Raw genomic sequence first — 12,819 nt, 5'->3', positions numbered from 1 at the left:
TTTTGATTTTACTGATAAATAGACCAAGAATATAAACCTATTCCTGGTCTATAAATTACTCATAATTATAAGCCAAGGAAAGCTTTAAGTTCGGCTGTATTTTTAAATGTACGTATCCAGTCTACTTCATATCCTGTTTCGGAACCCACTACATCAGCTATTTTGAACTGTCTTGTTGTCAAATCAGTATCTACTAAATAATCAGCTGATAAATCATAATAAATTACATTATTTGCAATATAATCTGATTTATATTTATTGTTACCAGCATTAATTCCTCCAGCAACAGCTGGATCTAAACTAATATTTCCAACTCCTGGTTTTGCTGCTCCAGTTCCTGTAAAAGTAATTTTCATAGCAAGAATAGGATAAGCAGGAGATTGAACCCATTTGTTTTTTGCTGCTCCTCCTGGTGAAGGAAAAACACCACTTATAATATTATATAAATCGGCACGACGTTTACTAGCAGTAGTTCCTAATTGAACAGGATCAAATTTCACTTTTAATTTTCCATCTTCAATTTTCGATGTGGCATTTTGGGCTGGCAACCATTGTAAATCCGTTGGATCATCAAATTCAAAAACGTATTTCCCTTTCGGTGGTGCTATAACTATAAGTTCTGGTCCAGTAATAATTTGATTTCCTATCCAAACTCTTATTTTTCCAGTAACCGCTCCTTTAGGAATTAATACTCCTATTTGTGTATTAGAAACAGAAGTAACTGTACCTGTAAAAGCATCTTTAAGCAATCCATCTGTGAATTTAACACTAACTTTTGAAGCATCAGTACCAAAACCGAGTCCAGTAATCACTATTTGATCACCTACATTTCCAGAAGTGGGTGCAACAGAAGTAATAGTAGCACCTGTTAAATATTCGAAATCAGCAGTTGTTACTGTGTTAGTCCACACTTTTACTCTTACTGGTCCTGTTCCTGCATTTTGAGGTACTCTAACAGTAACTGAAGTGTCTGTGTAACTTATAATTTCATCTACAAGAACATTATTGAAATAGATTTTTGCTGCTTGAGGATACTCACCAAAATTTGTTCCTGTCAAAGTAATAATATTTCCAGAAGTTCCAACAGAAGGCGAGACAGAAGTAACAGTTACAGCCGGATAAGTAACCAAAGGTTCTCCAGAAAAGTCTTTTTCCTGATCACTACATGAAGCTATCAGTATTATATTAAATAATACTATTACAGCTTTAATTTTATTTTTTATAATATGATTCATATTAGTATAATTTTAAAGAGTTCCTAAATTAATAACCTGGATTTTGTAACAACTTAGTATTTAATTGCATTTGTGTTGTTGACACAGGAAATAAATAATGTTTGCGTTGGAAATTTCTATTTGCTGCCGGATCTAACAATAAAGCATTTAAATTTCCTTTTCCTGTAGCAACTGAAAGTTCTCCGTAAGGATAAGATGCAGGTTTATAAATAGCAGCGTTGCCTTGGTAATCAGTCCCTTGAATAACTGATCCTAAAATAGGTTCATTTAATGCTTGTTCTGCAATACCCCATCTTTTTAAATCATCATAACGGGTATTTTCACCAAACAATTCAACTGCTCTTTCTCTCCTGATTTCGTCTAACATATTCAAATTATTAACGGTTACAAAAGCATTAGTCAAAGCCGGAAGTCCCGCTCTTACTCTAATTAAATTTATAGATTCATTTAATTGAGCATCAGTAATGCTACCATTTAATTCATATAATGCTTCAGCATACATTAAATAAACTTCAGCCAATCTAATTTGAGGATAATCTGCAGATTCTGTATTGGCTGCCCTGTAAGTACCATATTTATAGGCTCTAAATTTTCTATTTGCATATCCAGAACCACTATCTCCACCTGGTCCAAATAGCTTTATAGCACCTGAAACAGGAATTGCATCTGTAGCCAAATCAACAAAATAAGACGTTAGTCTATAATCACGGTTTCTATATTCGTCACCAACTTTTACATAACCTTGAAATAAAGGTGATTTATTAACCGGTAAACCGTCTGAACAAAGAAACATGTCCATGAATTTTCTGGAAGGTGCTAATCTTGAACCTACAGTATGACTTAAATTGGTACCCGCTTGTAATAAACCAAAATCATATTTATTATAAAGTATAAACTCTTTATTAGTTGATTTATCCAACCCAGCAGGATTAGAACCTCCATCTTCCAGATTAAATAAATAGTACATACTAAGATTATTTAGCTGTGAATTGTAATTCCATAATTGATAACCACCATTACTCATCACATCTTTAGTCAATGTAATTACTTCCTGTAAGTAAGCAGCGGTGTTTGATGCACTTCCTGCACTCCCTGCTCCGTTCGTTACACCATCACCATCAGTAGTAGTACCTACATATTTTTCCCAAGTTGCTTCATACAGCAATACTCTGGCTTTAAAAGCTTCGGCAGCCCATTTGCTAACATGACCTTTATCTGCAGCGGCAATGTTTTGTTCTAATGGTAAATCAGGAATTGCTTCGTTTAAATCAGTTAAAATCTGATTCATCACTTCATAACGGCTATTACGTTTACCATACAATACCTCATCGTTAATATCTATAACAGTTGTTACAATAGGTACTCCGCCATATCTTTTTAATAAAAAGAAATGATGCCAGGCTCTAAAGAATTTTGCTGCTGCTACATACTGTGCAATAGCAGCTTTATCTCCTTGATATTGTGCTGCTGCAGTTAATAATATATTATTAGCTCTAATATATTTATATGGATTTCTCCAATAAATATCAGATACGCCTGCAACTGTATTTCCTCTTCCTTCTTCCTGACTAAAAGAAGTTAAATCAGTTCCAAAATCCATGAAACTGTATATGTTACTATTATCAACTGCTCTCCAGCTAACCATTTTATTATAAAAATCATTAGATGCAGCTTTAAAGTTTGCTGTTGTTTTGAAATAAGAAGCCTCAGTTTGTGCATCAAGAGGATCTAAATCTAAATAATCACTCTGGCAGCTTGAGAATAATAATACTGAAGACAGTATTAATGTTGTTACTATATTTTTCATATTAGTCTTTTTAATAATTAAAAGGAAACATTTAATCCTAAAGAAAAAGTTCTGGTAAATGGATAGATATTATTTGAACTATCTCCAAATTCAGGATCGTATCCATCTTTAACTTTAGAAAATTCAAACAAATCATTCCCTGAAAAATAAACTCTAAACTTATCTAAACCGAAATTGCCAATTTTCAAATCATTTAAAGTATAACCTACTATTAGCGATTTCAATCTGATATATTGATTGTTTTGTAGAGCAAAATCGTTATTTTGCCAGTTCCAGGCTGCTCTTGTAACATTAGATGTCATCCTTGGATAAGCAGCATCAATATTTGTAGGTGTCCATGTTTTTCCAATATAAGCGGTTGTTTGACTACCATATAAGGTATTGAATGGATAAGACAAGAAACCTGTTCTAAGTACATTTTGCTCTAAAACACCTTGAAAAAATGTTGAAAGATCAAACTTACCGTATGTAGCACTCAAATTAATACCATAAACGTAATGTGCTGCGGTATCTCCCATAAATTTGACATCTTTAGCATCTATTATTCCGTCATTGTTTAAATCTACTCTTTTAGTATCTCCCGGACGTAAAACATTTAATCCTGCCGGAAGTGAACCATTATTATTAGTAGCTGCATAATAAGCATCTACTTCTTCTTGTGTTTGAAAAAGTCCAGCTGTTTGATATAAGAAAATAGAATTCAAAGGATGACCTATAACATGAGGAATAGTAGTCCCATTAGCTACTCCTGGATTAATCGCTTCAGCATTTTCTTTTGTAAGTAAAATGTTTCTGGTATCTCCAATATTAGCCGAAATACTATATCTCAATTTACCTATTTGATCTCTATAACCTAAAGAAACTTCCCATCCTTTAGTTTCAAGTTCTCCTGAGTTGGTTTTTGGAGCTGTACCTCCTAAGATATCCGGGTATACAATGTCTGTTATCATCCCTACATTCTTTTTGGTAAAAAAATCATAAGTACCAAATAATTTTCTGTCAAAGAAACTAAAATCGGCACCATAAGTCTTCATTACTACTCGTTCCCATGAATTTTTATTTGTTGTTATTGCAGATACATAACTAGCTTGCTGCAATGCGGCTGTAGTTCCAAAAACAGCGCTACCATTAGTAATACTTGAAATATAATCATAGTTTTTAATACCCGATTGAGATCCCATTTCACCATAAGTATATCTCAATTTCAAATGACTTAATGGCTTAATTTTTTTCATAAAACTCTCTTCACTGAGTACCCATCCTGCCTGAGCGCCACCGAAATTATTCCATTTATTTCCAGGTCCAAACTGAGATGAACCATCTCGTCTTCCACTAACTTCAAGTAGATATCTATTTTTAAAAGAATAGTTAAAACGTGCTAAATAAGAATACAATCCTTTATGACCTCTGCCTCCTGTTGCTTCCACTTTATTTTCAATAGACCCCATATTAATATCATATACGCCATTATCTACAAAACCTAATCTATAACCGTACAATCTTGTATCTTCTGTTTTTTCAGCAGTCATACCTAAAAGAGCTGAAAAATTATGATCCCCTAATTCTTTTTCATAATTTAAAAATCCTCCATAATTTTGATATGTAATTTGTTTTTCTTCCTGTCTTATTGAAGAAATTGAGTTTACCGATTCAGGAGCTAAATCTCCATACCAGCTATATTGAGGAACTGTTATAATGTAATTAAGATTTTTAAAAAAGTCCTTATTATAAGCTACCTTAGTTTGAAAAGTTAAACCTTCATATAATTTAAAAGTAGCCTCTAAATTCATCATAATTTGATCTCTGGTAGTCTTATCTCTACCTCCATCAACTGTAGCGGCAACGTGATTACGATTTCCCGCTATATTAAAGTTAGCATACCATTGACCATAAGGATTTCTTGATGGAAAAAATGGCGGGTCTTGAGATACAGAACCATCTAAACCAGACGAAGGAGAAGAAAGATCATACTTTAAATAAGACATATTTGTTGCTAACTTAAGCCAATTGTTAACCGTATAATCATAATTCAAACGTACATTATATTGTTTTTTTCCATCATAAGCAGTTTGGAGCGCACCTACATCTTCCGAATATCCATAAGAAACCCTGTAATTTGTTTTCTCTGAACCACCTGAAATACTTCCGTTATGAAATGTTGAAACTGAGTTTCCAAACATCTCGTCATATCTTGGAGAGTTAGATAGATATACATCACCCCAAAATTGTGTTGAATATATTCCAGCATAACCCGTTTTCATTAATTCTAAATTTTCTTTCGACTGCCATCCCCAGTAATTTGCTTGCGTACCATCTTGTTCTGCTGCTTCTAACCATACTGTTGCATATTGTTGCATCGTTGGAGTCTGAGGTCTAATTCCTAAAGTATTGATTCTTGTAGTTGTAGCAAGCTCTACTTTCATTTTCCCAGATTTTCCTTTCTTGGTAGTCACCATAATAACTCCATTGGAAGCACGGGAACCATAAATAGCTGCAGATGCATCTTTTAACACTGTTACTGATTGAATATCATCAGGATTCATGTTATAAAAAGCTTCATTATTTATTGCCGGATTTCCATCAATAACAATTAGCGGTGAACCACCATTAATTGAAGTCGCCCCTCTAACCTGTAAATTGATTCCCTCTCTACCTGGTCTGGATGAGTTACGAGTTACAACTAAACCCGGAGTTTCTCCTTGTAAAGCTAATGCAGGATTTGTAACAGCTCTGTCTTGAAATGTTTTGGCTGTTACTGTTTCGATAGAACCAGTTGAAGTCATTTTCTTTTGTGTTCCATAAGCTACAACCACTACTTCTTCTAAAGCTTTAGAATCTGAAGTCATTACAACATTCAAAACCGTTTTTCCATTTACCGAAATTTCCTGATTTTGAAATCCCAGATAAGTAAATACTAAAACGGAATTATTAGATGGTACATTAATTGAAAAATTACCATCAATATCTGTCATCGTTCCTTGGGTACTTCCTTTAATAATTACGTTAACTCCCGGAAGTCCCATTTTATCATCTGCCGATGTTACCTTACCTTTTATTGTGATTTGTTGCGTTGCTTCATTTAATGTATTATTTTCCAAAATGTTTAGTACCTCTTTATTTAAGGCAAACGATTGGGAAGAAAAGCATATTAAAAAAGACAAAACCATAGCCGGTTTTAACCTATTCAATAAATCTGTTTTCATCAAAACATTTATTCTCATAATGAATTGTTTTTGTTAGTTATTTTGGTTTATTTTTTAGTTTCTGTTTACTCTATAATTAATATAGATTAGTAATGATTTTTTGTGTTTTTTAATTTCACATTTGATGGTTTATTAGGTTAATAAATTCAATACTCATAATTTTAAATTGGTTTAATTATTATATCATGAAATAATACTGATACAATATTAAATATTAATGAATATCGTCACTATAACACATCGTTCAAAGACTATAACTTATAGTCCATTTTAATATAAAGCCCTAAAAACCTTAACAAACACGCTGACTAAACCACTAAAAATCAGCAAAAACATAAAAAACAATAATTCTCTTTTAGGTTTTTATTAAGTTTATTTTAATAGTCTACAATCTAATTCTTTTTTAATAAAAGACTCAATTTTAAGACATGAAAAAAGCCCAATTTTAATTAAAAAACTGAGCTTTTTTTTAGACTTTTCTATAATCGATTTTTTTTTATTCTTCTGATTTTTCTTTTTGATCTAAAATATATTGAGAAGGTGTAACCTTAAAAACTTCCTTAAAAGTTTTTGCAAAATAGGCCGTAGAATTAAAGCCACAATTATGAGCTACTTCTTTTATCGAAAAATTATTGGTCAATAACAATTCTGAGGCATGTTTTAATCGAATAGTTCGAATAAAATTACTCGGATTTTGACCTGTTAGCGAACTTATTTTTCTGTAAAATTGAGATCGGCCCATTCCCATATTCCCTATCAAATCATCTAATGTAAAATCGATGTTGCTTACATTATCGAGAACAACTTTTGTTGCCTTATCTAAAAATTGTTCATCTAATGAATTAATTGTAATATCTGATGAAGATACAATTCCTCCAATAGCTGCAAAGCGTTCTCTGGAACGTTTTCTTGCTTCTAATAAATTATTCACTCTAGCTCTTAAAACCGATATATTAAATGGTTTTGCAATATAACCATCAGCACCTGTTTGATATCCCTTAGTTACATCTTCATCTAAATTTCTTGCGGTTAACAATAAAACTGGAATATGACTAATTTCAAAATCAGTTTTAACCTGACGACACAATTCGAAACCATCCATCTTCGGCATCATCACATCACTAATAATAATATCTGGAAAATATTTTCTAATTTTTTCCAATCCTTCTACTCCATTTGGAGCTTCTTTTACCTGATACAAATCACTTAATTCCGTTTTAAGATGATTGCGAAGCACTTTATTATCTTCGATTAAAAGTACTACCGGTTTATTTATTTTTTCATTTTCAACACTAACTGTAAGCGGATTAGCGTTTTCATCGGCGATGGCTATTTCATATTCAGCCGATTGTATCGCATTCATTTCTTTTCCTTGTAAATTAAGTGTTTTAGTATTTTTTTGTTTATTGACATCCACTTTCAAATCGGCTGGAATAACAATATTAAAAGTAGTTCCTTCTTTATATTTACTTTCAACCGAAATTTGTCCTTTGTGTAATTCGACAAGACTTTTAGTATAATTCAATCCAATACCTGTTCCTGTTTTTGAAGAATCAGCATGAAAAAAACGTTGAAAAACCTCTTTTAACTGTTTCTTTTTAAAACCAATACCTGTATCGGTAATTTTAATCTGAATCATTTTCTCGGTAATAATCGGACTAAAAAACAACCATTTATAACGCTTTCTATCCACTGTAACTTCTGATAAAGAAAGCCTGACAACCCCTTCATTATCGGTAAATTTTATAGCATTAGACAATAAATTAGCCAACATTTTTTCAATTTTATCCGGATCGAATTTTCCGTAATATTCCTTCAATCGGGAATCGAATACAAATCTGATTTTTTTTGTTTTAGCCAAATCTTCAAACAGGAAGAAAGTATCTTTACAAAGCTTAACAATATCTAAATTAGTAATTTCTAAATGTGATTTACCTAAATCCATTTTTCTTAAATCCAAAAGCTGATCTACCAGATAAAGCAATCGTTTACTACTTTTTTGGATAATAGCTGCCGATTTTTTTACTTCTTCGGCATCATTAAAATGGGATAGAATTTTCTCAACAGGATTTAAAATTAATGTTAAAGGTGTTCTGAATTCGTGAGACACATTAATAAAAAATCGCAATTTCATTTGGTCTAATTCATGTTCTTTCTCTTCGTTAATCTTATTGGTATAATAATCTAATCCAAACCAAATTAAAGCTCCAAAAAGAATTACATACAAAGTATAAGCCCACCATGTTTTCCAAAAAGGCGGAAGAACTCTAACGAGAATACTCGTTTTATCGGCATTTTTCCATTGCCCATCTATTGAAGCCATTACTTCAAAAACATAAAGTCCCGGAGCAAGATTAGCATAATTAGCAACTCTGTTATTATCAACATTAACATAATCATTATCCAGACCGCTCATTTTATAAGCGTATTTTACACGCTCTGGATTTTGATAATTTAAAGCCACAAAACCAAAAGAGATATAACCTTCATTATACTTTAATTTAATCTCTTTAATATGCGACAAAGCTTTATCAAAAAGTACACGACCATTGATAGTATCGCCTGCATTTACACGTTTATTAAAGATTTTTAAATCAGTTATAATAGGTACTACTTTATCTGAATTCAACGAAATATCATTAGGATAAAAAATATTGAATCCGTTAATTCCTCCTACTATTATTCTTCCATCAAATGTTTTTGCTATGGATTTACTTTGAAATTCTACTCCCTGCAATCCATCATGAACATTAAAGTTTTTGATATTCTGTGTTTTCGGATTTAGTAATGACAAACCACTTTTAGAACTAATCCAAATATTCTTATTGTTGTCTTCCTGTAAGCCAACTACCAAATTATTAGGAAGTCCGTTTTTAGAAGAATAGGCATTTTTTAGTTTTAAATTAGTACCTAATTGATACAATCCCATATCGCTTCCTACCCAAATATTTCCTTTATAATCCTCGGTAATATGATTGATACGGTTTCCCTGAATATTTTTAATTTTTATTTCTTCGAAATTGATTTTTTCAGGAATTCTTTTCTTTAAATCATTCAATTTCACATAACATAGCCCGAGTGAAGTTCCTATCCAAAGTCGATTTTTAGAATCTGTAAAAAGAGAAAAAACAAAATTACTGATGATGCTTTTGGGATCATTAACTTTATTTTTAAACTGATAAAATTTCTCAGTTTCAATGTCAAACAAATTCAAACCCGAAGTCGATGTTCCTAACCATAATCGCTTTTGACTATCTTTTGCAGCGCACCAAACCGTATTTTGCCCAATTGAAAAAGGATCTTTTGGGTCATTTTCATATCTTTTTGCCTGACCTGAATTAGTATTGAATTTATTCAATCCCTTATCCCAGGTACAAACCCATAAATCATTATTATCTCCTTCTAATAAGTACAAAATCTTATTAGAACTTAGTGATGTAGGATTACCTGGAATTGTCTTAAAATGTTTAAAAGACCCATTTTTATCATCAAAAATATTTAAACCACCTCCATCAGTTCCTATCCATATTCTTCTTCGACTATCTTCAATTACTGACTGAGCAATTTTAGTACTTAAACTTTTCTCATTATTAGACTTATAAAAGTGGTGTCCAAAAGAAGATTTAGATAATGCTAGTTTATTTATCCCTTTATTATAACTCGCAATCCAGTAAATTCCGTTTTTATCTTCTAAAATTTTTGAAGGCTGATTATTAGGTAAAGAAAACGGATCGTCTTGATTTTGTACCAAATGTTGCACTAATCCTTTATTTTTATCTAATAAATAAATTCCGCTACCATCAGTTGCTGCCCAAACAGTTCCTTTTCTATCCTGATACAAATGAAAAACAGGAATCGTTTGGCTAACAGGAGCAATCTTTTTAAGCGTTTTTTTGTAAACATTAAACAAGTAAAGATGTGATAAATCATTTCCTATCCAGAAATTTCCTTCTCGATCTAAGAGAATTTGTTTAGGCAAATGATCTAAATATTGATTGGCTTCAAAAGCAATTTTAATTCTACTAAAATTATTCGTCTTAGGATTGTATTGATGTAAATGATTTCCTCCGGTTCCTATCCAGATTGTTCCTTGTTTGTCCTGAATAAGATTAGTAACATTATTATTATCTATAGATTTTACATCTTTAGGAATGGTTGTATAACGGGTAAATTTAAGATTGCTAAAATTAAAAGAATCAATAGAGGCTAATTCCAGTTTTAATAATCCATTTTTTGTTCCTATCCATAACAAATTATTCTTTTTATCAAATAAAAGATTATTTATCTCTTCCCTTAGATTTACTCCTTGTGTTTTATTTTTATAAAGATTAATTCGATAAAACTTTTGTGAATTCTTATCAAAAAGATTTAATCCATTACTTGTTCCAACCCATAGATATCCCTTACTATCTTCAGTAATTGCATTGATTCGATTGTTACTAATAGAATGAATATCATTTATAACAGGACGATAAATTTCAAATTCGTAGCCATTATATTTATCCAGCCCATCAATAGTACCAAACCACAAAAAACCTTCACTATCCTGAAATATCTCAACACTGGTACTACTGGAAAGACCTTTATTAGTATCAAAATTTTCGAATTTTAAATTAGAATATTGTGCAAAACTTAGATGAGTGGCAAAAAATAGTAACATCCAAATAATGGTTAATTTTTTCATTAATCTAGAATTATTAAGGTTGGTTTAAAAGAATAGTTGGAGAAGTGCCCAAATTTATAAATTAAAACTTAATCCTAAATAATTTTCTACACTATATTTAAATTATGTTAATAATATAAGAATACAAAAATTAAAGAACATTTATTATAAACTAATTATTTGTAATCGCTAATCTCATCAATTGTTCTGCTAAGTATAGTTAGATTCTAAATTTTGATTTTTTATTTATATTTAATCTAAATAAGTTGGTTGAAATCGTTTTAAAAAGTATATTTGCGCTCATTAAATAATAATCTAATTAAATTTTTAATTTATGAAATCAAACTTTTTCAAAACAATAACAGCTGCGTTTTTATTGTTAGTTACAAGTCAATCTTTTGCACATGCGCTATGGATTGAAACTAAAGCTACAGGAACTAAAGGAAAACCTCAGGAAATTTCAGTTTATTTTGGCGAATTTTCAGATAACGATATTACAAAAGCTGACAAATGGTTTTCAGATTTAAAGGATTTTACCTTAGTAGTAATTAGCCCATCTAAAAAAGAAATTAAATTAAAATCTACTGCTTTAGAAAATAAATACCAGGCTTTTTTCACACCTGAAGAAGATGGCGTTTATACTGTAGTGATGCAACATACCGTAAAAGATGTTTATGGTACTATGAAATTAGATTACAACTCTAGCGCTAATATTGTTGTAGGAAACAAATTAGCTGGAAATGTTGCTACTGCTAACTCAAATAAAATTAGTGTTTTTGCCGAAAATGCTTCTTCTTTATCAAAAAACAATAAAGTTACAGCTATAGCTTCTTATAATGCTGCAATTGCTAAAGGTCAAAAAGTGAAAGTAATTGCTCCAAACGGCTGGGAAAAAGAATTATGGACAAATGAAAATGGAGAGTTTTCATTTACACCAATTTGGTCAGGAAATTACATGGTTGAATTTTCTCAAACAGAAAAATCAAGCGGAGAACAAAACGGAAAAAAATACGATGAAATTTGGAAAATGGCTACTTACCAATTAACAGTTAAATAATCCTTTTCACCTATTTTGCCCCATAAAAAAAGGTCTTTAATTACAGGAATTAAAGACCTTTTTAAATTTTTACTTTTTTTGTTTAGCTTCTTTTTCAGCTTTTATTTTTTTGGTGTAATCGGCATACATTTGGCGCCAGTTTCTACCATTATTATTCAAATATTGTTCGGCTTGAGTTTTATAAATTTCAAAAATAGCCGATATCTGTTTCATACTTTTATAATCAACAGCCTGCTCTCTTGCCTTTTCTAATAATTTCTGAATTTCTGCTGTTTCAGCAGCAGTCATATTAGGAACAATTGCCTGATAACCTTTCATCGTAAAAGCAACTTTTCCAATTGTATATTTATCTAAAACCTGCGCTACTTGCTCTTCAGTCAAATCTTTTCGCAAACCATTCATTAAATCCTGATGAACAGTAGAAGGCATTGCTGAATCAGCAATAATTTGTCTATGCAAATCAGAAAGCGGCTTACCGTCTAAAGGATTAATGCCAGCTGGAACTGTTTCTGCCGGATGTGAATTATGCCAATTCTTAACCGCTGTAAGATGTGTTGCTACAACACTAACTAAGCGGTCTTCTTTTGTTTTATCATTCAAAGCTAATGAGCTAATCCATTCTTTGGCTTTTTTGACTTCTTCATCAGCTGATTGTGCGTTTACTAATGTACCAAAAGTCATAAATAATGTAAGCAATACTACTTTCATTTTTTGTGTTTTCATAAATATCTATTTTTTAATCGGGTTAAAATACAATGTCATTTCTTATCAAAAACAAAGCCTAATTGAGTAATTTTCGAAAAATATTATAAATTAAATCGAAAAATATATAATTAGAAGCATTTTCAAATTCT

General features: G+C 31.2%; 6 protein-coding genes. 1 reads left to right on the top strand and 5 read right to left on the bottom strand.

The genetic code is table 11. The annotated features are described in order from the left end of the window. Positions 1 to 65: 65 nt before the first annotated feature. The 4 genes from FEM21_RS03810 to FEM21_RS03795 all read right to left on the bottom strand — a co-directional run bounded on the left by FEM21_RS03810 (position 66) and on the right by FEM21_RS03795 (position 10,929). Positions 66 to 1,235 carry an IPT/TIG domain-containing protein gene (locus FEM21_RS03810; protein ID WP_035657978.1) on the bottom strand — a complete coding sequence of 390 codons (1,170 nt, stop codon included), beginning with the start codon at positions 1,233 to 1,235 and terminating at the stop codon, positions 66 to 68. A 28-nt stretch (positions 1,236 to 1,263) separates the two neighbouring features. Continuing rightward, positions 1,264 to 3,042 (bottom strand): RagB/SusD family nutrient uptake outer membrane protein, encoded by a 1,779-nt coding sequence (locus FEM21_RS03805; protein ID WP_035657976.1) that lies wholly within the window; start codon positions 3,040 to 3,042, stop codon positions 1,264 to 1,266. A gap of 17 nt (positions 3,043 to 3,059) precedes the next feature. Then, positions 3,060 to 6,263 (bottom strand): SusC/RagA family TonB-linked outer membrane protein, encoded by a 3,204-nt coding sequence (locus FEM21_RS03800; RefSeq protein WP_035657973.1) that lies wholly within the window; start codon positions 6,261 to 6,263, stop codon positions 3,060 to 3,062. Between the two features lie 478 nt (positions 6,264 to 6,741). Beyond that, complete coding sequence (locus FEM21_RS03795; protein WP_035657971.1) at positions 6,742 to 10,929, bottom strand: hybrid sensor histidine kinase/response regulator transcription factor; 4,188 nt, start codon at positions 10,927 to 10,929, stop codon at positions 6,742 to 6,744. 313 nt (positions 10,930 to 11,242) lie between these two features. Here FEM21_RS03795 and FEM21_RS03790 point away from each other — a divergent pair, with 313 nt between their 5' ends. Beyond that, on the top strand, positions 11,243 to 11,965 hold the full coding sequence (locus FEM21_RS03790) for a hypothetical protein (protein WP_035657969.1): 723 nt from the start codon (positions 11,243 to 11,245) through the stop codon (positions 11,963 to 11,965). 69 nt (positions 11,966 to 12,034) lie between these two features. On the opposite strand, the gene FEM21_RS03785 is transcribed toward FEM21_RS03790, so the two are convergent. Continuing rightward, entirely contained in the window at positions 12,035 to 12,688 is a 654-nt protein-coding gene (locus FEM21_RS03785) for a DUF3826 domain-containing protein (RefSeq protein WP_081824629.1), read from the bottom strand. Positions 12,689 to 12,819: the final 131 nt, after the last annotated feature.

It is taken from the genome of Flavobacterium seoulense (assembly GCF_000695795.1).
Lineage (GTDB): Bacteria > Bacteroidota > Bacteroidia > Flavobacteriales > Flavobacteriaceae > Flavobacterium > Flavobacterium seoulense.
This window is presented reverse-complemented; position numbering and strand designations above follow the sequence as displayed.

Excerpts from the sequence above, each read along its gene's own strand:
- FEM21_RS03810 (WP_035657978.1), bottom strand. The coding sequence starts at position 1,235 with ATGAATCATATTATAAAAAATAAAATTAAAGCTGTAATAGTATTATTT.
- FEM21_RS03785 (WP_081824629.1), bottom strand. The coding sequence starts at position 12,688 with ATGAAAACACAAAAAATGAAAGTAGTATTGCTTACATTATTTATGACT.
- FEM21_RS03795 (WP_035657971.1), bottom strand. The coding sequence starts at position 10,929 with ATGAAAAAATTAACCATTATTTGGATGTTACTATTTTTTGCCACTCAT.
- FEM21_RS03800 (WP_035657973.1), bottom strand. The coding sequence starts at position 6,263 with ATGAGAATAAATGTTTTGATGAAAACAGATTTATTGAATAGGTTAAAA.
- FEM21_RS03790 (WP_035657969.1), top strand. The coding sequence starts at position 11,243 with ATGAAATCAAACTTTTTCAAAACAATAACAGCTGCGTTTTTATTGTTA.
- FEM21_RS03805 (WP_035657976.1), bottom strand. The coding sequence starts at position 3,042 with ATGAAAAATATAGTAACAACATTAATACTGTCTTCAGTATTATTATTC.